Annotated in this window: 21 protein-coding genes and 1 pseudogene; 1 reads left to right on the top strand and 21 read right to left on the bottom strand. The window is 46.6% G+C overall.

The annotated features are described in order from the left end of the window. Positions 1-2: 2 nt before the first annotated feature. From D7Z26_RS06390 to D7Z26_RS06330, 14 genes and pseudogenes are all read right to left on the bottom strand, one after another. Entirely contained in the window at positions 3-2,102 is a 2,100-nt protein-coding gene (locus D7Z26_RS06390; RefSeq protein ID WP_158602221.1) for a Mu transposase C-terminal domain-containing protein, read from the bottom strand. A 1-nt stretch (position 2,103) separates the two neighbouring features. Then, on the bottom strand, positions 2,104-2,319 hold the full coding sequence (locus D7Z26_RS06385) for a hypothetical protein (RefSeq protein ID WP_120975226.1): 216 nt from the start codon (positions 2,317-2,319) through the stop codon (positions 2,104-2,106). After that, positions 2,316-2,972, bottom strand: a complete 657-nt coding sequence (locus tag D7Z26_RS06380) for a TnsA endonuclease N-terminal domain-containing protein (RefSeq protein ID WP_120975225.1) — start codon at positions 2,970-2,972, stop codon at positions 2,316-2,318. Before D7Z26_RS06380 ends, D7Z26_RS06385 begins: the two co-directional genes overlap by 4 nt. A gap of 258 nt (positions 2,973-3,230) precedes the next feature. After that, on the bottom strand, positions 3,231-3,416 hold the full coding sequence (locus tag D7Z26_RS06375; RefSeq protein ID WP_120975224.1) for a hypothetical protein: 186 nt from the start codon (positions 3,414-3,416) through the stop codon (positions 3,231-3,233). Positions 3,417-3,537: 121 nt separating this feature from the next. Then, positions 3,538-3,654 (bottom strand): DUF7695 domain-containing protein, encoded by a 117-nt coding sequence (locus D7Z26_RS28155; RefSeq protein WP_456064392.1) that lies wholly within the window; start codon positions 3,652-3,654, stop codon positions 3,538-3,540. 134 nt (positions 3,655-3,788) lie between these two features. Beyond that, positions 3,789-5,732: a TniQ family protein gene (locus tag D7Z26_RS06370; RefSeq protein WP_120975223.1), complete on the bottom strand. Its 1,944-nt coding sequence runs from the start codon at positions 5,730-5,732 to the stop codon at positions 3,789-3,791. A gap of 87 nt (positions 5,733-5,819) precedes the next feature. Next, positions 5,820-6,056 carry a hypothetical protein gene (locus tag D7Z26_RS06365; protein WP_120975222.1) on the bottom strand — a complete coding sequence of 79 codons (237 nt, stop codon included), beginning with the start codon at positions 6,054-6,056 and terminating at the stop codon, positions 5,820-5,822. Positions 6,057-6,823: 767 nt separating this feature from the next. After that, positions 6,824-9,010 (bottom strand): DUF3732 domain-containing protein, encoded by a 2,187-nt coding sequence (locus D7Z26_RS06360; RefSeq protein ID WP_120975221.1) that lies wholly within the window; start codon positions 9,008-9,010, stop codon positions 6,824-6,826. Further along, positions 9,007-9,519 (bottom strand): three component ABC system middle component, encoded by a 513-nt coding sequence (locus D7Z26_RS06355; protein ID WP_120975220.1) that lies wholly within the window; start codon positions 9,517-9,519, stop codon positions 9,007-9,009. Before D7Z26_RS06355 ends, D7Z26_RS06360 begins: the two co-directional genes overlap by 4 nt. Before the next feature lie 3 nt (positions 9,520-9,522). Further along, the gene (locus D7Z26_RS06350) at positions 9,523-10,689 is read right to left on the bottom strand and encodes an ABC-three component system protein (protein ID WP_120975219.1); all 1,167 of its coding nucleotides are present in this window, start codon (positions 10,687-10,689) and stop codon (positions 9,523-9,525) included. Between the two features lie 257 nt (positions 10,690-10,946). Beyond that, a pseudogene (locus D7Z26_RS06345) lies at positions 10,947-11,515 on the bottom strand (transposase); the annotation flags it as partial. A gap of 121 nt (positions 11,516-11,636) precedes the next feature. Continuing rightward, positions 11,637-11,774 carry a topoisomerase DNA-binding C4 zinc finger domain-containing protein gene (locus D7Z26_RS27705; protein WP_233566691.1) on the bottom strand — a complete coding sequence of 46 codons (138 nt, stop codon included), beginning with the start codon at positions 11,772-11,774 and terminating at the stop codon, positions 11,637-11,639. A gap of 85 nt (positions 11,775-11,859) precedes the next feature. After that, positions 11,860-12,138 carry a restriction endonuclease gene (locus tag D7Z26_RS27700; RefSeq protein ID WP_233566689.1) on the bottom strand — a complete coding sequence of 93 codons (279 nt, stop codon included), beginning with the start codon at positions 12,136-12,138 and terminating at the stop codon, positions 11,860-11,862. 435 nt (positions 12,139-12,573) lie between these two features. After that, the gene (locus D7Z26_RS06330; protein WP_120975216.1) at positions 12,574-13,290 is read right to left on the bottom strand and encodes a stalk domain-containing protein; all 717 of its coding nucleotides are present in this window, start codon (positions 13,288-13,290) and stop codon (positions 12,574-12,576) included. 86 nt (positions 13,291-13,376) lie between these two features. On the opposite strand from D7Z26_RS06330, the gene D7Z26_RS06325 reads away from it, so the two are divergent. After that, on the top strand, positions 13,377-13,646 hold the full coding sequence (locus D7Z26_RS06325; protein WP_199731670.1) for a hypothetical protein: 270 nt from the start codon (positions 13,377-13,379) through the stop codon (positions 13,644-13,646). 740 nt (positions 13,647-14,386) lie between these two features. Here the strand turns inward: D7Z26_RS06325 and D7Z26_RS06320 are convergent. The 7 genes from D7Z26_RS06320 to D7Z26_RS06290 all read right to left on the bottom strand — a co-directional run bounded on the left by D7Z26_RS06320 (position 14,387) and on the right by D7Z26_RS06290 (position 26,089). Beyond that, positions 14,387-15,955 (bottom strand): glycoside hydrolase family 43 protein, encoded by a 1,569-nt coding sequence (locus tag D7Z26_RS06320; RefSeq protein WP_120975214.1) that lies wholly within the window; start codon positions 15,953-15,955, stop codon positions 14,387-14,389. Between the two features lie 27 nt (positions 15,956-15,982). Continuing rightward, positions 15,983-18,253, bottom strand: a complete 2,271-nt coding sequence (locus D7Z26_RS06315) for a glycoside hydrolase family 3 C-terminal domain-containing protein (RefSeq protein ID WP_120975213.1) — start codon at positions 18,251-18,253, stop codon at positions 15,983-15,985. Positions 18,254-18,271: 18 nt separating this feature from the next. After that, complete coding sequence (locus D7Z26_RS06310; RefSeq protein ID WP_120975212.1) at positions 18,272-20,788, bottom strand: glycoside hydrolase family 3 N-terminal domain-containing protein; 2,517 nt, start codon at positions 20,786-20,788, stop codon at positions 18,272-18,274. 26 nt (positions 20,789-20,814) lie between these two features. Beyond that, the gene (locus tag D7Z26_RS06305; protein ID WP_120975211.1) at positions 20,815-21,705 is read right to left on the bottom strand and encodes a carbohydrate ABC transporter permease; all 891 of its coding nucleotides are present in this window, start codon (positions 21,703-21,705) and stop codon (positions 20,815-20,817) included. A gap of 13 nt (positions 21,706-21,718) precedes the next feature. After that, positions 21,719-22,648 (bottom strand): ABC transporter permease, encoded by a 930-nt coding sequence (locus D7Z26_RS06300; protein WP_120975210.1) that lies wholly within the window; start codon positions 22,646-22,648, stop codon positions 21,719-21,721. A 206-nt stretch (positions 22,649-22,854) separates the two neighbouring features. Beyond that, positions 22,855-24,375, bottom strand: a complete 1,521-nt coding sequence (locus D7Z26_RS06295) for an ABC transporter substrate-binding protein (RefSeq protein WP_120975209.1) — start codon at positions 24,373-24,375, stop codon at positions 22,855-22,857. A gap of 76 nt (positions 24,376-24,451) precedes the next feature. Beyond that, positions 24,452-26,089 carry a response regulator gene (locus D7Z26_RS06290; protein ID WP_120975208.1) on the bottom strand — a complete coding sequence of 546 codons (1,638 nt, stop codon included), beginning with the start codon at positions 26,087-26,089 and terminating at the stop codon, positions 24,452-24,454. Positions 26,090-26,092 lie beyond the last annotated feature (3 nt).

Raw genomic sequence — 26,092 nt, 5'->3', positions numbered from 1 at the left:
GATTACCTTCCTTTCGTCCCGTTTCCCCATTCCGGCAAAGAATCCAAATCCACATCATACGGGATTCCTTCACCAGGTTTAGGTTCATCTATTTTACCGACTTCGATTGATGATATTCGTCGGTTTACCGGCTTAATTGTCTCCCTTTCATGCGTAGCATCTTCGATGTTTTTGATCAAATCAGCTTTTTCCACGGCAGGAACAAGGTGTGAAGGAACACCCGAAAGGGCATTTACGAAAGGAATCTCGTTTGCTTCATCTCTCGCCCGCCTTCGCTTTGCAACTCGATACTCTTCCTTCTCTGAGCTGAAGATTTCGCGAATACTCTCATAAGCATTCTCTTCGACCTGCTCATCAAAATGGTAGTAATCGCTGTTGTTTTTATTACATTTATAAGCGAGTACTTCTGCAAGCACGGGGTACATTCGGTCGATCTGTTTATTTTCCAAGCTTCCCGGGCGTGGATATGCTTCGATATATCGCTTCTCTTTTTGATCACGGACGAAAATGGTACGAAGGTCGGCATCACCGTATCTTACCAATACAGTAGTATCGCCTTTTTCCCTTTCCAATCTGAGCCGCAGTTGGTTCAGTTCATCGCTGAAAAAAAAGTTGCCAAGCAGTTCGATACCCTTGGGAGTAATCTTTCTCTGAACGCCTTGAGTGGCGAGGAGAAGTTCTAGATACTGTCGTTTATATGGGAGCTTACGTTGAACTTTACACTCTTTCAAACCTTTCTCCCATAAGTGAGCAGGAACATCGCGGCGGCCACGGTTATAGTTGTTTGCACGAAGTTCCACCAATCCAACATGGATGATTTTATATAACCCTCTCATACTGATACAGGCTTTCTCCGTTGGATCATACTGATCTCGCTCATCCCTCGGCAACAGTGTACCTTCGTTGGCGTGGAATATCTTCATGTCCATATTGTGAAAATCACCCTCGACGGTTCCTTTCTCAAAACCCGACCGCACCTCACAGAATTGCAATCCAATATTCAAGAAAGAACATAATTCTTCAAAATCTCTGCTATCGTTGATTTTAGCGTTATCCAGCCGGATATTTTCCGGTTTTCCATATGCCGTCCAATCAAAACTTACCATAGGGTAAAGCTGTTTTAGATAGGTTTTCGGCAAAGTACAATGCAACAGCAACTGCTTTAAATCTTGTGCATTAGGCTCCGACTTGAGAATAATATGGAATCCTAATGGATATCCAGTATGTTTGTCGACAGCATATAGCAGTGTCGGTCGTCTCGTCTCGTCGAGATCAAAGTCACGGATAAGCAAATCAATCGGCGTCCAGTCAATCTCCACAATTTCAAGCGGGCGTGATGTCACCGTTTCTGAACTTACGCCATTTTTTATCAAATCGGCTTTAGCTGTACCGTAGAGTATTTTATTTCGAGGATAAGGATCCATTTTTTCTTTTCGAATCCTTCTAAAGGTAGATTCAGAGACGTTCGGTAACTTGTTCTTCTCATCACGTTCTTCATTATCCTTTCGGATTTGTTTCGTAAATTCCTTGTACAATTGGCGATCGTTGAGTTTTTCGGCTTTATTATCCGCCGTATGAACAATCTTGCTGATTCTTTTCGCCAACTCACTGTCGATACGCCTGAACTTTGGCCCTCGATCCTTTGGCAGCAGGCGTCGCTTATCCTCATATTTGTTCCAAAGTGCTACTAGTCTATAAAACGACGCGGGTGAAAGAACAGGCATAGATTCCGGTCGCTGATCGATCGGATAATTTTTCAGGTATGATGTTACCTCTCGGCCTTTTATCTTACCCGTAATAAACGGCTCAATTACCTTATATCGTCGGTTCATTTCCTCCTTTTGTTCTTCTGTATATTGGCTAAGATCATGCTCCAAGCCATCTTTTGAGTCCTGTACGTCCTGATTTCGATTCTCCCCTTCATCCTCTTTGAAGAAGAGCCTCCCTTTTTCGTACGCAAACAAGACATTTTGCTCATCTAGTAATTCGACTTCTTTATAAGAGAGGTTCATGACTTCAAATGCATGGTCAAGAACCTTTCTAACCTCGTATTCCACGTCATCAATCCGAAACCTAGTACCATATTCAAATCGGACGAACATGTTACACATCCCCTTTCGATGTAATGTTTTGCAGAAGTTCCTTTATTCGAGCTTGATCCGGTGTGCTTAGGGAGATACATTGACCTACAACTTTTCGTGTAAATTGATCCACTGCGAGAATAATCGTCGGCCGGAAATGCTCTTTTTCATCCTCAATGAATAAGTCGAGTTTTATGGTATCAAGTTCAGCAACTTGCCCGTTATAACTTTTTTTCATAAAAAGTCACCATCCATTAAATTAATTTTAATAAAAGACTCCTCTGTAAGCTGAGATGCAATAAGATCCGTCAGGAGATCTTCCATATAGATCAAACGATACAGTGCAACAAAGAACTCATGGTCCGAAACATCCATAAATTCTTCCCTGAGTTCAAACACGTAGCATTGGCATTTCTCTTTCATTTTCTCCTTAATGGAGGAAATGATATGCTCAACACCATCTTCGAACCCATAAGCCCTTAGAATTGCAAGGTTATTCTGTAAGTAACCAGGACGAATCTCTTCGTCCGTTATAATTACAAATGTCCAGCCTTTTTCATCGCAAAAGAGCCTCCCTACTTCATACTTCACGATGTTTTTAGGGTGCTGTAGATATTTTCTGGGTTTTACCTCTACGATGGTCACGTGTCCATCCAGGGAGATGATTTTGAAATCCGGGTAATAGCGGTACGTTTTTCCCTTGTAGGTATACCTGATACACACGGGTTGGAAGTAAATCTCTTCGACAGTCGAATCGAAGTCAGCTAACCGAATATAATCCCTCTCTAAGTAACTGTCCCAGTAAACCATATCTCCTGATTTTAGAAACGGTTCTTTACCTCTAAACCCCTTCCGTTTGGGACCAATCTTCCTTGCAACAACTTCTTGCATTTGTTGTTCACCTCTCTTTTTTCATCTTTCTAGCAATCATTCTCACCAAATTTGGTAAAAGTAATACATCAGAAAAATAAAAGCTTCCAAATATAATTGGAAGCTACGATGGTCTTTTATAGAATTGCTGAACAATTAACCGAAGAAGTTAGATGGATCAGATAGGAGCAGATCAATATACTCAGCATAAACGTAAGTTTACGGATAAATTCAAAAGCTGATGCCGTTTGTAATACTTAGAAAGTTTTCTCAAAAGTTTCACTTTAGAAAATCATCAGTAAGGTCTAATGTCCTTTTACAAATATCACACTGTACCTTAATTACTAATCCCAGGCCTGTGGGAATGAATGTATATGTAAACTTAGCGCCTGCCACATCAACTGCATTGCATGAATCCCAATTTTTTATTTTTTCTTGCATTTCCTTATTTATAATAAAGTTCATGACTATAGTCTCCTTCTAAATACTCTATAATGAATAATAATTCACTGAGCAATTTATCACTTATATTTTAAGCCAGAATGCTTATCATATTATGAGGAATCTCAATCAGATGTAATTTTCATTATTCATTAACTTGGATTACACGCGATAGTTCTTCGTAGTCCTCTATTAAGCCAATTCTTTTTAGATATTCATGACCTCCATCCAGACCAACTCTACCACATTGAAAAAACTTCAGTTCATAATCTTCAACCGGTTAAATAATAGATGAACAATGTATACAACGACTTTAATGGGTTGACCCGTGTTTTGTTTCCGGTGTTTTCTGACAATTGTTCTTTTTGCTTTTAGTAAAAAAGCTAATATTTGAGTTCAACCGAAATGGCTGTTAATAAAATCTTCAAGTTCTTTGCTCCGCTTAAAAAGATAAATATGCCTCTCTTCTTCCTTTTTCCCGGTGATGGAATTATACCCATTAGTCACAAGTAACTTTAGAAGTCTATTATTATTCGCATTTGTTTCTCTAATAATTTCACCGAGGCAGACATATTCTTTTTTAAAATTCATTAAATCATCTAGCTTGATAAACTTAAATCTTTTATGTTTAACATTAAAAGTTAAATAACCCTCGTCTAATAAAAAAGATAAATCCTTACTGTCCATCTTCAATATCTGAGCAGCCTTACGTAATGAGACTTCAAACTGGTTAACACTTTCTATCTCTTGGCAAAATGCATCCCTTAAATCCTTCCTATCAAAGTAATATTGGTTCAATCCTTTAAGGTGAATACTTTTACCACATGGTTTCAATTCCCCATTTTGCACCTTAGTTATCACTTCTGAATAAGTAGGATGGTAACCATTAATATTTGTACTTGTTTTTTTGAAATTGACCATCTTTTGATTTGAGACTTCTTTCTTTATCATGCTTGTTTCAAAGCATTCTAAAGTATTATTTATGCTGCCCGCATCAAATCTCCAATAGCCAAATCCATCAATCTTTGGACCACGAACTGCTTTAATACACCCGGCATAGTGAAGATTAATCAACAAACTATTACGATGTATTCCAAGTATGTTTCTTGCTTCTTCCATACTCACACTCTTTGAATACACTTCCATCAATGCCCTTACACTCTCTTTTTGAATTAGCATTACCTTTTTATTTTTGAATGTAACTTCAACTGCTTTTAAATAACCTCCTTCGACATAGCTCCTTAATCTGTTGCCTGAAATTGCATACTTCCGCTGCAATGTAGTCGTGGTATAAAACGGGAGCATTTCCATGTCAAATTTACGAAAACCTTTCCCATAAACTAAATCCCAGTTGTGGCATAAAAAATGTTCAAAAGCTTCTCTAACAAAATAAAATTGAGAACTGGAAAAGTTTTTATAGATCTTCTTATAAAACTCCCCAAAGAGTTTCCGTTCAAATACTGTGGTTTTTATCCTAGAATTAACTGTCCTTTCCGTACCTATAGAATAAGTTTTAACTTCATCATACAAACTCAATAAATGATCATTAAATTTTTTGGGCCAGTCCTTAAAAACATTAACCGCTTTTAACAGGAGATCATGAGTCATTTGATTCTCCTTCTGGTCCACATGAATCATTTGTCTAAACGTTTGTGAGCCTGGAATTGTCCAGGCTATTAATGAAATTAGGTTTATTATAGATTCAAAATCCAACTCACAAACGGATTCAGAGAACTGAATATCTCCAGGCACCTCTAATAAACCGATTTTTGAGCATAATAACCTAGTTAGCAAAGATTCATCTTTAGTTACTTGGATTAACCCTTTACATGCAATTTGAGACCAAGATGCATGACAATTATCGCAGCCCTCCAATAGATTCTCATTCCATTTAAATCGTTTTGAACAGCATGGGCAAATATCCACTAGCATGCATCCGTGGACATGACATGTACTGATGGTTTTAAGTTGCCAAATATTCCGAATATAACATTTGTCCAGCATGCATGATGGACAAAATTTAGGATTATTTTTAATTATTTGATGTTGTTGAAATGTCTTTCCGTAAACTTCGACATTATAGCTATTTATTGAAGTTAAGTTTGTTTGGTACATAAAATTACTCATTGAAACCACGTGAGGACCTAATTGACATAACATACCATCCAAGTGGTTACCATCTAATTTTATTATATTTGGATTAGTCATTCGTTTGTCATATTTTAACTTTAGATCCCTATAAAAAACACTCAGATTCTCATAGCGATTTTCTTTGGCCATCCGAATAGCATAGCTAAAAAAACCTTCATCGGGTAAAGGATATAAACGACTCAATAACATCTTTTCTACTCCTTTAATTTAGTTCCTTTCATAGTTTCCAGATTTGATCAAAAATATAACATACTACGTTACTAGGTCAGTGAGAAGTTAAACATTTACCTCCTTGAATTCTTCCTTGAGTTCAAATACATAACACTGATTTTTCGCTTTCATTTTCTCTTTATTAGAAGAAACGATATGGTCTACGCCGTCTTCGAACCCAAATGCCCGTAAGAGAGAAAGATTCTCCTGTAAATAACCAAGACGAATTAGAAGGGGTTTACTGAATTGCCCTAAACCTCGCAACAATTTTCCGACAAATTCAGATGAATAGTAATTTTCCACACTCTCGTAGCTCCCCCCTTATCGAACCTCTCGTGCCCTACTAAGGGCATACAACTTACCAACGTGTTTTAACTTGAAAGCATCTTTAGAAGACGCAAGAAAGTTTACCTTCTGTCGGATGTCCCCATCCACTTTCACTTTATATTCCATCGTTATTCATCCGGTTCATTAGACAACGATTTTCTCTAGGCTTTCCGCTCTTTTCGCACAGTCGCCGACTTGTCCTGCCGCTCCATGCTTCACACTTTCGCAAAATATTGCAAGCTAATTTCGAGGAATCGGCTCTCCTGTTCACATCTGTGCTCATTCACATTTTAATTTCGCATTGTAACTTGTGAGTTTCGATTTTCGGACGTTCAAAGGATGTAGGAAATAGGAGAAAATAAGGTAAAGAAAGAAACCTTGAAAGGCATAGAGCCAATCAAGGTTTTGAGTCACAGACGTATACTACCAAACTGTAAGATTTCCACCATCACCCAACTGGAGGAAGGCTTATCTAAAGACGAGTCTCCTGATTAACACTATTACCCGACACCTGAGCTCGAGGTCGAAGCATCATTCCAACATTATCTCCAGCCCGGTTTTTCTAGAATTGGAGATTTAGCCAATTAAACCGTCTTAGCTTATTTCTCAGCCTTTTGATATTAGCAGCTTCTACTGGATGAAAAATGGATTTCACGCCAGTATTTTGGGGCTGATCCTATTTCAGCTCTATATTAGTTATGACGCAGCTTCCAAAGAAATTGCTAATTCTCGTACATTGAATTTTATGAATGAAAGAAACTTACATTTAAGTCAAAATCAATTAATCCAGCAAGTTCAATCGTCCTTCTCTCTAAGGTTTCTGCGTAGGCATTAAAAACGATTCCTTCTTCTTTAAATAAGGCATCTTTAATGCTAATTTCGAAATATTCTTCTCCAATTGCCTTCTTACATGAAGGATCAATGTGTGATTCGAATAAATCTTCTATTGCATATTGAGCATTTTTACCAATCATTTTTGCATCCATTTCTTTACTCCAATGCCAAGGTATCATCTTCCGTCCCTTACGCCATCTCTCAACAAGATGTACGTTTTCAAGACCGTCCACAACACTTTGGCCTGCATGTTCACTAACTATAACCTGTAACGCTCCATTTGTTCTCTTTATACCCGAAGACAATGCTTGGAAAACTTTATTTACTGCTTGTAATTCCTCATTCTCAGAATCCTCTTCCGTATTATCTGGGAAGTGAGTTTGACTCGGTTGATCAATAACTAAAAGGCTCGGGACATAAGGGATTTCTTGGCTAATAAATAGTTCATGTAGGGCTAACAATGTTGCCACATGATATCCAAGCCAGTTAGCACCGCTTCCAATCTCACGCAACCATGCCGCTCCGCCCATATCATTAATTACCCGAATTGTTAATTTATTGGTATCAAGCTGAATCAGATCGTCACCAGTCTCAAGATCCAGGATATTGCCATAATGACCGGCAAATCTCGAGAACTTAAAGAGTGCCGTTTCTTTTCTTTGAACAAAGGTTTCATAATCAACTTCTTTCAGCAACTTAGCCTCTTCTTCTTTCAAAGAGGCTATTTCACTAGAGAATCCCCCTTCATCCGTCAGAGACTCATGAAGATTTATAAACTCAGATGTCCTGCCTACAAACATTGCGCGTTGCTCTCTGGTAGCCTGCATTTCTTTTGTTTCTTCCTGTATATACTCGCGTTCAGACCTAACTTGACGAAGTTCAGACTCTTTAACTGAAATCTGCTTCTTAAGGCCTACTTCTTCTGCATCCAACATTGGTGGAACAAGTTCAACAGCTTTCCATTGAGCCTCTACCTTCTGGGTTGATTCAACCAACTTTATCAACTCTTTCGATGGCGAATCACTGTTTTTTCCGCATAAAGGACACGTATAATCATGACTAAGTCGTTCCACAAGCCATGAAGTTGAGGAGAGCCTGTCCCTTTTTCTAAAGATGTTAATTTCTGAAGTTGCTCTTGCCAAAGAAAGCTCTCTTATTTGAGTAAACCTCAACCTCAATGTTGTAATCTCAGAATTTAGTGTTGCTTCTTGTTCACGTAACCATGAAAGTCTCTCGGAATTGATATGGTAACCATCCGAATCCCAGTATGTCGAATCTTTTTTCCAATTAGACACGATATCTTTAAGTCGCTCAAACAAGACTTGAGTATTCGAATCATCTACTTTAATAGAAATAACCAAACCATACTGGGCCGCGGCTATATATCTTCCTCGTACTTCACCTGAGAAATTCTCGATATTAATTTTTAATGCCTCAAGTTGCCGCTGTTTCCGTTCAATTAACCGTCTAACCTCTTGTAAGCGATGTTGTTTTATCAAGGTTTCAACATCGACTACCCCTAATACCAAAGGGAAGATCTCACGTAACTTTCTTGCATGTTCTTCAACATCAGCTTCAAAAAACATTGTCTCGTTATTAGCAACTATACGCTGTGGCTGAAACATAAAAGCGGTCATATCAGAAATAGATGCTCTACCCTTAAAACCACTACCCGTTTCATTAAAATCCGAGTTCGATTGGGGTATTTTCGACAACTTTTCTAAGATGCCCTTAGCATTTTCTCGATTTGCATTTTTCTCAGGAACGCCCGGAGCCAGAACCGTTACCCCTTCAATGATCATATAATCATCAGTGGAGTTCTGGTCACCCGGATCTCTACGCGCAAATAACTTTTCTCCCTCTACCGTGCTAAAAAGTAACCCATACCATGCTGATGTACGTCGAATTGGACCAATTTTAGGGATCGAACAGCCTCCCGATCCGAGACAGTAGTCGATTAATTCTATAATGGCTGATTTTCCGCTTCGACTCGCTCCCGTGATGTAATTAATCGCTCCTGGTTCAAAATTAAGTATACGTGGAGTTTTGTTCGGATCTCTAGACCATATGATAATTTTCAAAATTGCAAAATTCATTTTAGTGGCTCCACTCCTAGAATTGTCAGATATTCAAATACTGTCATACTCCCAGCCCATGCCCCTAATTTATTGGCTGCTTTTAATACAGCCTTAGTTTCATCTGATACATTCTTAGAGAACTTGAAGGGAACATCGGATGAAAAGTAACCTTCTTCAAAAGTGATCAGTTTACACGCAATGGCTACGTTCAGGGAGCGGTACGTTCTGTTCTCCATTGCCTTTAGTCGATTATCAATATTAAAGATCGACTCATTCTGGGCTACCGAACTAGCTGTGTCCCGATCAAGTATCGAACGTAATCCAGAAGACTGTTTTCGTTTTAAGATCATTTTTCGACTGGTATCTTGAAATACCAAGGGGAGAACACTGATAAAGTGCCACAAAGTAATGGGTTGTAATTCTTCTGCAGGTCGTGAAATGAACCCCTGGGTATATGCCCAAAGCGCATTAGCCCCAAGAGCTGGGTTCTGCATTATTTCATACTCACGTAGAAGTGTTCCGTTCATGGTTTAGGGTTTTCCCTTCGATAAGGATTTAAAACTAGGATGCCAACCAATAACTGGCTCCTGATCTTCGGTGAAATGAGCTAAGGCATGGAAATTGCCGCAGGAAATTGACTTTGGCATAATCTCATTATGGATGAATGTGTTTTGCTCTAAAGTTAAATCCAAACACTCTTGCCCCTTTAGTTGGTCTGAAGGGAAGGACTGTCTGTATGCGCGTCTACTTGCTGTTTCCCAGGATTTTCGCAAGTCCATCTCATATTGCAAAAGGGTTGTCTCAGAAACCGCATTATTATCTGACCATTTTATGCGGGTGTCTTGAGCATGCAAATAGTTCAGAATAGCTTCCCTGATCAAATCCTCATCCACATTAATCCAATCTAGCTGTTTAACGAAACCGTGGAATACATATTCACTTACATCGACGTCCATATCAAATGGCTCGATTATTGCAGATAATCGAGCCACTGTTACTTTCCTGAAAAGTCCTTGTAGTTCTTTATCAAAATCGGCTCGAGTAATTCGTGGCTGCTGTCCGCTTTCAACTAATTCTCTAATCTTACGTCTTACCCAACCATTCATTTGATCAAAAAGTCCGACTTTCAGCCCTGACTCAAATACTCTAAGAGCCTGAAGATCTTCGAGATCTCCTCCAAATCTAGAGCTAATCTTATCAAAGACAGAAACCTGTATAATCATACTAGATAACTGTTCATCATTAAGCTTGTTTAGAGTTTTTCCATAAGGAACTAAATCTTCCCTTAGAGTCGGAATCATAGTCCGTAATTCGTCACAAATAACCTTAGCTGACTTCTTCTCAATCGCGTCGTTGATCCGTCTCGCAAGACATTTAGCCGAGAGTGATCCATTCGTAGCAAGATGAAACTCTGTCGTTTTCAATACGGCAGGGCTACCTTTAATTAACTCAGCCCATATATGTAGAGTCTTCCACAATGCTACGCCTCTATCCGATAGGGGAGAACCAGAGTTGACCGTAGATTTATCCTGTTCCCTGATCTCTTTTCCCCCATCATAATGGACACTCACATCATCAATGTCTTCAATCCCGACTTCGACTACATCTACCCCGGACTGGAATAGTCTATGAGTCGCACGATCAAACTGATATACATATCCTAATGCTTGTCCAGAGGCAGAATGATCTGCAGTCATCTTTAAACCTCACTTTACCTGTAACTTATATACTATTTACGACATTTTTTTCGTATTTCCTGCTTTTGGAAGAACCTGCTTCGAAGATGACTAGGGGTTAAGCCTATGTGAGAAATAAGTAGCAACATCTCAACAAAATAAAACCAGCTAATGTTTGTCAAGCATTGGTGTCTTGGCCCAACAACAAGTTGCTGGTATAATTTTCACTGCACACCAAATAACCTCCATTGCATTGGAGGGTGTTGGTTAATTATGGTTTATGCTTGGTAGGGCTTGCTCTTCTTCAAGATGGCTACACGTGATGCAATAGCTTGTTTGCGCAAGCAATCACGGTCACCTTGTAGGGCTTGCCCTCTTGTCTTTTTTTATCGTAATACTCCCTTATCCCCTCGTTCGTATTTCTCCTGAGTCCACATTGAACAGCTAAATACAACGCTTTACGCAATCGTTTAGAGCCTCGCTTGGTTATTCGGTTACTGGTGGCTACAAATTGTCCTGAGACTCCTGGGTCTAACCCCGCAAATGCCACGAGTAGCTTTGGATCCTCGAACTGTTGCGCATCCCCGATTTCCGAAACAATGGCTGCAGCAAGTTTATCGCCTACGCCCGGAATACTCTTTACGAGCTCCACTTCCGGCAATTCTTGCGCTAGCCGACGCATCTGTTCCTCGATCGCCCCCATTTGTTCTTGCATAGAAAGAACCAATGATACCATACTTTGTAGCATCAGTATCTGAGCAACGCTCTTCTTACTTTCGATCCATTGCCTGTATGTGAATTCTACTTGCTCAATTTTCGCGCATATCCAGGAAGCAGATCGCGATTTTCATCCGACAAAAAGCTTAATTCATCAACAGCTGCAGCATATTTGTATATTAATTGACGAATCGCTTATGCTCAAAGCAGATCATGGGTACAGGACCCGTTAATTCTCCATACGTGGTTTTTTATCTGAGAAATTGACTGGACATTTTGCATATAGGATAATTAGAGCAAGCAATGACTTCGCCTTTACTACTCTTCCGTTTGAGTAAATCTCCGCCGCATTGTGCGCATTTCTCTACCTTCTTGTTAGTTGCTGACATCTGCTTCTTTGGTGCAACTCCAGATGCGGCTGCTACTTTGGTAGGCGTGTTCATTTTCAACATCATCTCTATTAGCTGCTCACGGTTAATCAGACGAACGCCGTTTGACTTCGCAAGTGAATGCTTGATCAGTGTAATCACTATTTGTAACAACCCATCCTTCGGAAGCACTGTAATGAGCAATTGCTGTATATATCTCTTGAACCGCTTTTAGACCGACATTCTTGCTATATCGTTTGGCCTGGATGACGACCCTCTTCGTTTGATTGGATATTACGAGATCTGCACCGTAATCCCCCGCCGCTTGAGTTACTTCGGTTTTATACCCCTGAGACTTAAACAACTGGCCTAAATATGGCAACATCAAATGCAAACACGATTCCCGCAGCTACCGCATCCCCATCTGTCGAATGATATTATGAGTAAATATTAATCGACAGAAAATAAATTATTACAGAAATACTTGGATAATAGAAAAAAACCATAATTAAGATACCACCATCGAATTCAACGCCCTTATTGTTATGGGCAGGTACTTTGCTCACTACGCCGCTTAGAATGGCACAAGGTATCGTGAGGGAGGTAGATCCTCGCGGAGGCAATCCAAGTAAAACAGAAGTGACGGTGGTAACAGGGAAGGTAGTTCCACCAACGTGTGCTCCCGGTAGAAAGATCAAGATAACAGAACCTACTAGTACAAGAAGTAAACCGCAGTGGGTCGCCCTCATACGGCGACTTTTACATCAAAATAGGGAGTTACGACGTTAGTCGTACTCCCTATTCGAATGTTTCGTGATCTTTAATAGGCAAACAAATCGGCTATTATTAATTCGCCTGGTGAATCCTTTGTAAACTTTAATTGATTACCAGATCCGCTGACTGAAATTCTCACGTTCTTCACTCCACCAATATCGATTCCCCCTGAAATGACTCCACTATTTATGTCGATCTTGATACTCTTAAATACTAAGCCAGTGTCTCTATCTTCAATAGTAACGATCATTGGTTCTTCACCTGATTTTACAACAGATTTGAATGATAGCTTCTGGAACTTATTATTCGTATCAAAGTATATATTCTGGGAGATAAATCCCGTTTGTAATTGGATAAACCATCCTGACTTGTACGTTTTCCCGTTTGCTGTTAAAAGGTCTGCATCCGTTGTTGGTAGACCTTGAGTATAATTTTTATCGAAATAGTGTCCTTTAATTAAGTCGGTTTTACTGTCCGTTGTGCCAATGGAAAGTTTATTTGTTTTGGGATCAAACTTTGCCGCGAACCCGAGCGAGTTAGCAATTTGAACAGCGGGAACATACACTTTTCCGTTATAAGAAATTGGCCTAACCTCTTTGCCTTTATCATCTTTTGGAGCAAATGATTTACCCATAACCACAGTAGTAATTGCATAATTGATTGTTGCCTTAATGTTTTCCACATATGTCCCCGCAGAGACTGAAGTTGCACCAAGCATAAAAGAAACAAGCAACATCAACACTAGCATTTTTTTATTTTTCATAATTAATCCTCCCAACTCCATTTTCTTTGACTATTCGACAAAATAAAGGATTTACCTCTTATATGACAGGTAAAAGGAGGTGTCATGTGCTTAATAATTATCCCTTAAGAGATGAACCAGGTAAAACCATGTTTGTATTCGAAAAGAACGGTAAAGTGTTTGGCCATATCATTAAGGATCGTACAGAGAAGTCTCCGGCGAAAATGATTTTCGAAACACAGAAATATATTCAGTCGACGAATAAAAGGCTGACTTCCCGGAGGCGACCGACTGATGTTAAGTCCGGATTCTTGCTAGATACATCCGAGAAAATTGCTGCAGCTATTCATAACCAAGCACCTGTAAAGTATGGCTGAACGGGGAGTTGGTTCATTATTGCGGTGATTCGTATACGATAAACAAAATAGTCCGCACTAAGGCGGACCGAATGAGGAGATATAATAAAGGTTAGTACTCACTCCTCTTATATAGTCGTGGCACCCTAACCCCTCGGCAATATGCCTGCCAGTATGCCCACCATACAACTTAGTATAGTGCATTGGGTTTCCCTAACAATTAAGTATCCACCCTGAGAAATAACGTGCGCCGTAATCCCCCGCCGCTTGAGTTACTTCGGTTTTATACCCCTGAGAATTGAACAAATGGCCCAAATAAAGCTAAAACTTACGGCCGTCCATCTTGTCGATTTCCGCTATCCCAGACTGGCGCAGACGTTCTGTGCGTTGCATACCAATTATAGTCAAAATGAAATGGAAATACCAAATGCAAGTACGATTCCCACTGCTACCGCTGACATTGCTACCGACTTTGTCGCATTATACGTAAAGAGGAAAGAACCAACCAGAATAAGACCAACGAAACCCTGAATGACGCCATAAGGTTAATTCCTCTTCCACCGAATCTTAGCCCGATTAGCGACTCGACCAGACAATGCTGTATAGAAAAGACATGTGATGCTCCGCTCCTAGCCTGATCTTATTTCTTAAGAATAAGTTAGTTGATGGCCCATTCCATTAGCGCTCTGTTTCGCATCGAGCCGGAATTCCAACAATTGCTCTAGCAACGTCTTCCAATCCGCTTAGGCAACTTCATAGCCTTAGCGTTTGCAAGTTCCTGATATCAATGATTGATAATCAAAGTAATCGAAAAAAGCAGGCGTTCGACATGGCTTTCCATTTCCCGTCGCATACATGCCAATATAGATGCCCGTGAACCCGCCGGCGATTTCCGAAGACAGGTAAGCGGATTCCCCTTTGCCCAGCGCGACTTCCTCCCTTTCGGGATTCGCATAGGTGAATTGGTAGCCGTCCGCATCGGCGGCAATGCCTAGCACTACCGCGCCGGCTGGAAGCTCCTCTTCCCGTTCGACCTTCCACAAAGAACCGATGCGGCGACGGAAAAAAATCGTCCTTACCCCATTCTTTCGAGTTACTGCGATCTCATAATGGGCCGATTCGTTCATAAACGCCGTAAGACCCGCTTCCTCTCCCTCCTCGGATGGATCGAACTCCATCAGGGCGGAGATACGGCATTCGAAGTGCTGCTGTCGTCGCCCTACGAACGTCGGAGCTTCCAAATCGTCCAAGGTCGCTTCAGTTCCATATAACGCAAGCCATCCCGCTCTTGCCTGAAGCGAACGCGTCCCCTCCCGAGGGTTCCATAAGCTATTCCATGAATGACTCAACGCTTCGGAGTCGAAATCGTCTCTTCGGCTGCTTACGTCATCCTTCTGCGGCTCCAAGCAGAAAACGGGCGCCTCCATTTCCAATTCCACGCGTCCGTTGATTCCGAAAATCGGCCAACCCTCTTCCGACCAATGGATTGGCGCCAAGAACGTCTCCCTGCCCAGATGGTGCAAATTCCGACGCGCCGCGGGACGGATCCCCAAGAAGACAACCCACCAGCTTCCGTCGTGAGCCTGTACCCAATCGGCATGACCCGTTGCCTGAATCGGACTTGGATGGCTTCGATGGGTCAAAACCGGGTTATGCGGACAGCTTTCGAAAGGGCCATAAGGAGAGGAGCTTCTCGCTACCGTCACCATATGGCCGTATTCCGTTCCCCCTTCCGCGATGACCAAATAGTACTTGTCCTGAATCCGGTACAAATGCGGTCCTTCGGGAAAGCGGCCGCCTGTTCCTTTCCAGATAAGCCTGCGCTCAGTAACCAGCTTGCCAGTCCCCAGGTCGATCTCCGCTTGATAGATGCCCTCCGGCTCGCCGCCGAAGTCGCTCGTTCCCGTAATGTAAACTTTTCCCTCATCGAATAATAGTGAAGGGTCTATACCGCCCCACTCCAGATCGACGGGCTCTGACCAGGGACCTTCCGCATTTTCCGCCCAGACGACAAAATTGCGGAAGGAGGACACATTGGTTGTAATCAAGTAAAAGCGTCCATCATGATAACGGATCGTGGGGGCATAAATGCCTGCAAAACTGACGCTATTGGCTAGCTGATGATTCGCCTTCAGAGGCAGTTGGCTCTCCCTTGTCAAACAATGGCCGATTTGAGTCCAATTGACCAAATCCTGGCTGTGGAAAATCGGAACGCCGGGGAAATAACCGAAAGAACTGTTCGCCAAATAATAGTCCGAGCCGACCCTGCAGATGCTCGGATCCGGATGAAATCCGCTCAATATTGGATTCGAAAAATGAATAACGGCCATCTCCTTTACTGAAACTTTGCCGATGCTCTACCCATTTAATTGCTTCAACAACTTATTCAACTGTTCTTCCGTGAACGCTCCTCCGCCAAAGGCGGCTAACCCGCGCAGGGGCATATACTTCATAATAGCCCCCATCATTTCAGAGCTGCCGTCTTCTTCTCCGCTTGCGGCCGCGAACGGCAAATGCTTGAGTAGTTCTCTAATCGCCACCGCTCCTTGCTCATCCGCCATAAGGTCGCCAATCGTCGTATTGCGGGTAAATATCTTGTGCACCGATGCGGTCGATCGCACCTTCACCGTCTCGCGAAGAACGATATCTTGCGATGACTTGCCAAGCAGAATCTCGAACTCTCCCGTCTCGACGCGCCAATCATGAACGGCGACATCATAGTAAGCGAAGCTGCGCTTATCCAGCTCGAAGGTGACCGTTCTTACTTCTCCCGGCTCCAACGATACTTTGGCAAAGCCTTTCAGTTCTTTATCCGGACGGATGACGCTGCTCTCGATATCCCGCACGTAGAGCTGTACGATTTCTTTGCCGGCCCGCTTGCCGGTATTCTCCACCTTCACCGTCACCTGCAACGTATCCGTATCGGCGATCTCCGGTACATTCACGGTGAGTCCGCTATATTCGAATGTAGTATAACTTAACCCGTAGCCGAACGGGAACAGCGGACGGAGGTTCTTTTTCTCATAATAGCGGTAGCCTACGAACATGCCCTCCCTGTATTCTACGCGATCTCCTTCTCCTGGAAAGAATAAATGCGACGGATTGTCGCTGAGCCGCATCGGGAACGTCTCGGCCAGCTTGCCGCAAGGATTGGCATCGCCGAATAACAGATCGGCAATTGCCCCACCGAGAGCTTGGCCGCCGAGGTAAGCTTCCAGAACGGCTCGCGCGCTTCCGAGCCAAGGCATCTCCACCGGAGCTCCGTTGCTCAGAACGACGACAAGATTGCTCTGAACTGCCGCAATAGCCTGTATGAGCTTCGTCTGGTTGTCCGGGATATTCAGATGCGTACGATCGAAGCCTTCCGACTCGCACCGTTCCGGCAATCCCGCGAACAGGATGACGGCCGACGCTTCTCGCGCCGTCCGGACAGCCTCTTCCGTCAATCGGGGATCGGCTGCGTCGCTGTTCAGGTCATAGCCTTGCGAAAAGACGATCTCGGCGGCAGCCCCAGCGGATTTGGCTAACTCCTCGCTGATATCCTCCAGCTTGGTCGGCTTGATGTGCGAGCTTCCGCCGCCTTGGTACCTCGGCTGCTTGGCCAAGGCGCCGATAACGGCGATCCGTCCGGCCTTCGGAAGAGGCAGGAGCTCGCCTTCGTTCTTGAGCAAGACCATGCTTTCCCGCGCCACTTCCCGAGCCAGCCGATGATGGGCTTCCGAATCGTATGCGGTATCGGGCTTGCGATTGTCCGCCGCTCGGAAGATAACGGTCAAGATACGTTCGACCGCTTCATCCAGCTTGGCTTCCGGCAGTCGCCCGCTCTTCACCGCATCCACTATTTTGCGATCGCCTTCGCCGTTGCTCGAGGGCATCTCCAGCTCGAGGCCTGCGGCCAAGCCGTCGGCCCGCTCGTTCACCGCGCCCCAGTCGGAGACAACGAATCCTACGTGGCCCCATTCCTCCTTCAGAATGTCGGTCAGCAAGAATTCGTTCTCGGAAGCAAAGCGCCCGTTTACTTGATTGTACGAGCACATCACCGTCCAAGGCTGCGCCTTCTTGACGGCTCCTTCGAAGCTGGCCAAGTAAATTTCCCGCAGCGTACGCTCATCCACGATCGAATCCGAAGTCATTCGCCTATGCTCCTGATTGTTGGCGGCGAAGTGCTTCAGGGATGTCCCTACTCCTTGGCTTTGCACCCCAATAATATGATGGGCGGCCATCTCCGAGGAGAGGTATGGATCCTCGGAGAAGTATTCGAAGTTCCTACCGCACAGCGGCGAGCGTTTGATGTTCGCGCCCGGCCCTAACAGCACGGCGACGTTCTCGGCTTGGCATTCTTCCCCTAATGCCCGGCCCATTCTCTCGATTAACTCCCGGTCCCAAGAGCTCGCAACCCCTGCCGCAGACGGAAAACACGTGGCCGGCACGCTGTCGAACAGCCCCAGATGATCTCCGGAAGCCTTCTGCTTGCGGAGCCCGTGCGGACCGTCCGTCAGCATGACCGACGGAATGCCCAGTCGCTCGATTCCTTTCGTATGCCAGAAGTCAAGCCCGGAACAGAGGCCTGCCTTTTCTTCCAGCGTCATAGCCGATACAAGATCCTTCACGCTTCTCTTTGCAGTCATCGCGGATTCCACTCTCCCTTAAATAAGCTCGAATTCGACTTCCTTCGCGTCTCGGCTGTTCGGCCCGATATAGAGCTTGAACTCCCCAGGCTCGGCGCGATAGCCGTTGGCGGGCGTCCAGAACGCCAAGTCCGCCGCCGCGATCGTGAAGCTTGCCTCACGGCTTTCCCCCGGAGCGAGCGCAAGCTTGCGGAAGCCCTTCAACTCCTTGATTGGACGGACCGCACTGCCGTATAAGTCGCGAATATAAAGCTGAACCGTTTCTTCCCCGGACATCGGCCCCGTATTGCTTACGGTAACAGAAGCGACAAGCGATCCGTCCATCGTCAACCGGTTCCGGTCAAGGCGAATGTCCGAATAGTCGAACCGGGTATAGCTCAGCCCGTATCCGAACGGATACAGCGGATCGTTCGAACCGTCCAGATATTTGGAGACGAACTTCTGCTCCTTGTTGGCTTCCGTTACCGGCCTGCCCGTGTTGAAGCGATTGTAATAAACCGGGACTTGACCGACCTTCGCCGGGAAGCTCATCGTCAGCTTGCCGGACGGATTGGAATCGCCGAACAGGATATCGGCGATGGCATGGCCAGCTTGGGAACCGAGGAACCACGTCTCCAGTATGGCGTCAACCCGCTCTTCGAGCCCGTCCAGAACGAGCGGACGGCCGTTCGTCAGCACAAGCACGACCGGCTTGCCAAGCCGAACGATCTCTTCGGCCAAGCGCCGCTGGACGGCCGGAAGTGCGATATCCATGCGTGAAGCCGCTTCCCCCGACATGTCGCTGCTCTCGCCAAGCGCCAGAATGACCAGGTCGGCTTGCTTTGCCCGCTCCGCCGCTTGCTCCAGCCCGCCTTCGATCTCGCATTCGACGCCGCATCCCTCGGCGAACAGCAGCCGATCCGCTTCCAGCCCCTTGGCTTCAAGCCCTTGGCGGAGCGTAACCGTCTCGTGCCCGTGCCTGGAGAACTGCCAAGGACCGAGCAAATCCTTGGTGTCGCCGAACGGACCGACGACGGCCACTTTCCCGCCCTTCTTCGCCAGAGGCAGTACACCATCGTTCTTGAGCAGAACGATCGATTTGCGGGCCAGTTCCCTGCTGGCTAGCAGGTGAGCGGAGTTGAAGTGATACTCGATTTCCTTCTCGGGCCGAATGTAGCGGAACGGATCGTCCATCAAGCCGCATTTGAATTTATAGGCGAGAATACGCCGAACGGCCGCATCGAGCAGAGCTTCCGACAGCTGGCCTTCTTCGATCAAAGTCGGCAAATGGTCGTAGGAGCGGGTCACCATTTCGATATCCATCGTCGCTTCGACCGCTTTCTTGGCCGCTTCCTTCGCATCCTTCGCGTTGCCGTGTTGGACGATTTCCTCGATCGCTCCGTAATCGGAGATGAGAATGCCGTCAAATCCGAGCTCGTCCCGGAGCAAGTCCTTAAGCAGGAATCGGCTTGCGGCCACGGGAATGCCTTCGTATAGATTGAACGAATTCATCACCGAACCCGCTCCGGCTTCGATACCGGCCTGGAACGGAGGCAGATAAACGTTGCGCAAGGTCCCTTCGGAAATATCGACCGTATTGTAATCCCTTCCTGCCTCCGCCGCGCCGTATGCGATAAAGTGCTTTAAGCAAGCGATGATCGTCTCGGGATCGAACAGCGAGTCGCCCTGGAATCCTTCGACTTGCGCCTTCGCTATCAAAGCGCCCAAGTACGGATCCTCTCCCGCGCCTTCCACCGCTCGCCCCCAGCGGGCGTCCCGCGTAACGTCGACCATCGGTCCATGGTTGTACGTAATGCCGGACGCGCTGGCTTCCTTGGCCGCAATCGCGCACGCCTGCTTAATCGCCTCCAGATCCCAACTGCAAGACCAAGCTAGAGGCACGGGGAAGATCGTCTGGTGTCCGTGGATGATATCCGCGTTGAACAGCAGCGGAATGCCGTGCGGCGATTGCTCCACGGCGATTCGCTGCAGCTCGAACACGCGGCGGCTGTCGAAGGCGCCCAGAATGGAGCCGGCACTGCCTTCCGCCACCAGCTTCTCCGGCGGATCGGAGGCGACGTTGCCTCCGAACGAGAAGCTCGACGCCATGCATTGGCTCATCTGCCCGACCTTATCGGCGATCGTCATTCGCCCGAGCAAGTCCTCCACCGCGTCGCGAATCTCGTCTTCGCTTCGCTCTCGGACATCGGCCTTGCGGTATGGGGCGACTTCGGATATCATCGCTTCCGCGAGAGACGGCCCGCTTCCCTTCGAGCCTTGAAGGGAGATCGTGCCCATGAAGGGCAGCCGGATCTCCCCCAAGAATGTGTCATCATCGAACGCCAGCTTAACCGCGGCCTCTTCGCCCGGAGCCATGACGGAATACCCGATTGCGTCTAACCGATTCCCCTCGACGGTCACCGACGTTATCGTTAGCGGCAGCGGGAAGGGCTCCATGACCAAGCCTAACGTGTAAATCTCCTTCTTCTCGATGACCAATTGAATCTTCAGACGGCTGTGCGAAGTCTCAATCAGGGAGTGCCAAATACCGATCATCGTTTCACCTCCGTTAAGGAATGGGTTTAGCCTTTCACCGCGCCGATCGTCATGCCTTTGACGAAATACTTCTGGAAGAACGGATACGCGATCAAAATCGGGATGACGCCGATAACTGCTATCGCCATCCGGAATGTCTCACTAGGAAGCTTCGCGATCGCATCGCTGGCATGGGAGCTCATCGAGCTGTTGCTGGCCAGGAACTGAATATCGCTCATAATCCGGTTCAGCACGTTCTGCAAGCTGAACAGCTTGGGATCCGTCACGTAGATCAATCCGTTGTTCCAATCGTTCCAGTAAGCGAGCCCCTGAAACAGGCCGACGGTGGCCAGAATCGGCAGCGACAGCGGAAGGACGATCTTGTAATACATCTTGAATTCGCCCGCCCCGTCCATGCTCGCCGACTCCAGAACCGGGACGGGAACCGTCGTCATGAAGAACGTCCGCATCAGCAGAACGTTGAAGCCGTTCATCAGGAGCCCGGGGACGATCAAGGCCAGCAGCGTGTTCTTGATATGGAATAACTGCGTGTAGATGAGGTAAGTCGGAACGAGTCCTCCGTTGAACAAAAGCGTGAAGAAGAGGATAAACGCCAACGCCGTTCCGCCCGGAAGATCCCTTCTGGACAGGGGATAAGCAAGCAGCGACGTGATGAGCAGACTTGCCGTCGTTCCTACGACGGTGATCAGCACCGTAATGCCGTAGGCGTGGAATATTAACGAAGACTGCTGCCTCAGATAGTCGTAAGCTTGAAGTCCGAACTTGTCAGGGAAAAACGTATAGCCGTTTTGGACGATCGCGTTCTCGTCCGTGACGGAAGAGATTACGAGCAACAGGAACGGAAGCACGCAAGCTGCGGAAAACAGGATCAATACGGTATGAGCCGACCACTGCCAAGCCCGATTCTCTTTGTTCATCTCGACAGCCTCCTTAGAACAATGCGTTCTCTCTGTTGATTTTGCGTACGATGTAGTTGGACAGCAGGACCAGGATAAACCCGACAAGCGATTGATAGAAGCCCGCCGCGGAGGACATGCCGATATCGCCCAGCTGCATAAGGCCGCGGAACACGTACGTATCGATGACGTTCGTCGTATCGAAGAGCGCGCCGGAATTCATCGGAACTTGGTAGAACAAGCCGAAGTCCGAGTAGAAGATGCGTCCGATCCCGAGAAGCGTAAGCATGATTATGACGGGCGATATAAGCGGAATCGTGATTTTCCGGATCTGCTGCCATTTGGAAGCCCCGTCCAGCGTCGCCGCTTCGTAATATTCGGGATCGATTCCGATGATGGCGGCCAGGTAGACGATGCAAGCATAGCCGGCGCCTTTCCAAACGTTCACGAAGACGAGAATGTACGGCCAATATTTCGGCTCGTTGTACCAAGAGATCGGATCCAGCCCGAGTGCCGGCAAGATCGTTTTGTTGACGAATCCGTTGTCGATGCTAAGCATCGCGTACACGAGATAGCTGACCAGCACCATCGATATCAGAAACGGCAAGATGATCAGGCTCTGATACAAACGCGAAGCGATTTTGTTCTTGATCTCGTTAAGCAAGATGGCGACCCCGACTGCGACAACGAGTCCGATAATAATGAAGGCGACATTGTATAGGATCGTGTTACGGGTGATCAAGTAGGCATCCGAGGTTTTAAACAGGTACTCGAAGTTTTTAAGGCCGATCCAATCGCTGCCCCAGATGCCTTTCCGATAATTGATGTCTTTGAAGGCGATGGAGAGCCCGAACATCGGCAAGTAATTGTTGATTGCCAGGTAGATCAGGCCCGGAATCATCATGAGATAAAGCGGACCGAACTTGCGTAGCTTCCTTCCGAATCTGTTGTGCGAATGGTTCATCGTCGCACGTTCCCCCTTCTCGCAGCACGTATATGGGCTGGTTCCTCAGCTGCACTTTCTATGTTAACGAAAAGCGCGAAGCCCCCACTACCGCTTAGACGACTTTCGGCTTGCGCTTTGACGACCTGCCGAAGCGGCTTAGCCTGTTACGATAGAAGCCCGACCGTGTCTTACCGGTCGGGCCAAAGCGATTGGCGATTTACGGTTTATTGGACGGAATTGGCCTTCGCCCATTCATTCAGTTGTTGCTGCTTGGCCGCGATGATCTTGTCGATGCCGGCTGACTTCAGCTTGGAGATGAATTCGGGAAGAATCTTGTCCGGATCAACGCTTCCCATCTCGATCGGCAGCTTATACTGCGTGATCACGTTGGAAACCGCGGCATATTCCGTCTTGACCGGGGTTACGTCGAAAATAAACCCGAGCGCTTTCGACTTTCTCGCGGACTTGTTGAATTCGTCCATTTTGGTCCACAGATCGGGATCGTCGCCATTGAATACGTAGGACAAAAATTGATTGCCGAACAGCCAGCCCATGTTCAAATTGTAACCGCTGTTGGACGCGTCGACGCCTTCCGGGAAGTCGATAACGCCGTCCGACTTCTTCACGTAATCCTTGCCTTCGACGCCCCAGTCGAGCAGGTTGATCACGTCTTTGTCCGAGAATAACAAGTTGAGGAACGCCGTCGCCTTGTCCGGGTTCACGGAATTGACCGGAACGCCCCACATGATGCTCGTCACGGAGCTCGTCGTGGCCACGGGCGGCAGAAGCTCGGCCGCTACCATCGGCTGCCCGTTCGATTTCGATTCGACCGTTTCGAAGCCCGGTTTTTGCCTCGACATATACGCGAATCCCTTGTTCGCTTTGATCAAATCGAACTGCGTCGTTTTGTTCGTAGCCGCATCCTTCAGGATATAGCCCGCTTTGTACCAATTGTGCATCCGCTTGACGAAGTCTGCGTATTCCTGCGTCTCGTACAGATTGACGACCTTCAGCCCATTGTCGAAGTCGGGTAGCACGCCAATGGAGTCGCCCAAGTCGTCGTATACGACATAGCCTTCCCTAAGTGTCATTCCGACGGCTCCCGGAATAAGCGGCGTGAAGTTGGCGTCGCTCCCTTTGACCGTCTTCAGAACGCGCTCCACGTCGTCCAGCGTTTTGACCGATGCGGCGTCGATATTGTTCTTATCGAGCAGATCCTTGCGCATCAAGATGCCGTAATCGACTGCCAAATCTCGGATCGTCGGAACGGCATACACGTTGCCGTTAATCTTGGCCGCATTCAGATAGTCGGGCTCTAGCGCGCTCTTGATCCCTTGGCCGTTCTCCTCCAGTTGCTCGTCGAGCGGAACCAGTTGACCTTTGGCCACCATATTGCTGTAAGAGGTCCCGAAAACGGCCATCAAATCAAGCTTTTCGTTGCTTGTCAGCATGAGGTTTGTCTGCTGCTGCCAATCGCCGAAGCCGATCGGCATAAGCTTCACGGTTGCGTTGATTTTCTCCTGCGTAATCTTATTGATTTCATCCTGTACCACCTGCATGTCCTTGGGAACAGCACCGAAGATCGGAAAAGCCACCGTCAGTTCAACCGACTTCTCCGTCGGTTTGCTTGATGCGCCCGCATTTGATGCACTCCCTGCCGAATCGTTCCCGCCACTGCTGCAAGCAGATGCAAAAAGCATAGTGCTGATCAGTAAAGCGCTTACTCCCATTAATGATTTCTTCATTTGTCTCCCCCGTTTCTAGGTTTATCGGTCTATCTGTTCCTATTGTACGAAGGACTTGTTCGACCCACTGCTCCGCTTACGACTTTTCGTTGTCACTTTGCCGACCTTCGAGCGCCGCTTGCTTGTTCTGCTGCTTCATCCGATAGTCGATGGGGTTCAAATCCGTATACTTCTTGAACATACGGGAGAAGTGCGAGAAGTTTGAATATCCGATTTGAGCGGCGACGGCGCTTACCGGCATGTCGGTCTTCGCAAGCAGTTCCTGCGCGATTCCGAGCCTTTCCTTCAGCAAATAGTCGGAGATCGACATCCCCGTTTCTTTCTTAAAGACGCGCGTCAAGTAATCGGGGTTCAAGAAGACGGAATTGGCAATATCGTCCCGAGAGAAATCTTCCGTTATATGTTGTTTGATGTAGAAGATCACCCGGTTAACGACGCTTTGCGATTGCTCGATCGACGTCGCATATGTCATCGCTTTGACGACCGCATGCCGAATCCAGGCTATCAGATCGGTTGCCGAACGGACGGAACGGACGGACAGCTCCATCGATTCGCTGTCGCTTAGCAACTGATGAGCCTGAATCCCCTTAGTCTGCAGCACATAATAAAGCGTCTGCTGGAAATCCTGGATGAACTGATGCAGCAGCTCCGGGCTCAATCGGCCGGCATTCGCTTGCTGCTCCATATAAGTTTCCGCTTCCGCCAGCACTTTCTCCTGTGCTCCTTCCCTCAGCATCACCGCCCAAACGCTCATATCCGGCAAGACACCTTGCTTTGCCGCCATGCGGAGCTCGTGCAGTAAAAACACGCGATTATCATAGGCGACGTTATTCCGATCAAGCTCTGTCAACCGAAGGAGCATGGACGCCATTTCGTGACCTCGCACCCCGTCTCCGATATAACAGGACAGATCGCAATAGAAATAGCGATGGCAGAAGGCGATGTATGCCTTGCAAGCTTCCTTTAGCTTGTCCTCCCTTGACGACTCCGCGTCCCCGTCAAGAAGGGCCAGCATGGTGCCGTTTCCTAGAGACAGGAGCAGTCCGTTCTCTCGCCCGGGGAGAAGAAGTTCCTCCGCGGAATTTCGAAACGCGTATTCCATGATTTTCTCTTCCCTTAACGAAATGACCTTATGCCATCGCCGAACGCGGATCAGAACAGGAATGAACTTCATTTCCCCGGCGAAAGGTATTTTTCTCTCCTCCGCTGCCCTCATAACGGCTTCAGCATTTCCCGGAATCGTCTGATTCACAATGTCCAACCAGAACTTCTCTACAAGGAGCGGTTGATATTGAAACCAATACTTGCCATATTGGGTAAACTCGCTTAACTGATTCTCTTGCCGAACCTTATTGGCGGCCCGTCTGATTACGTCTGCCAATTCGGCGAAAGGCACCGGCTTCAGAACGTAATCCAGGCTTCCCAATTGAATGGCCTGTTTGGCAAAAGCGAAGTCGGCGTGGCAAGTAAGGAAGATGGTCTCCGTCTTGGGGTAGCGCTCGCGGACCCATTCCAGCAATTGGAGTCCCGTACCCTGCGGCATCTCGATGTCGCACAGCAAAATATCGATTCGCTCGCGTTCGAACATCTCTTTGGCTTGAGCTACGCTGTAGGCGGCGAATACCCGGGAGATGCCTACTTCCCGCCAATCGACGCCGGACTTCACGCCATCTACGGCGAGGACTTCATCATCTACGATCAATAATTGAAACATATC

The sequence above is a fragment of the Cohnella endophytica genome (genome assembly GCF_003628305.1).
Classification (GTDB): domain Bacteria; phylum Bacillota; class Bacilli; order Paenibacillales; family Paenibacillaceae; genus Cohnella; species Cohnella endophytica.
The sequence above is the reverse complement of the archived record's forward strand: the minus strand, read 5'-3'. Positions and strand labels throughout refer to the sequence as shown.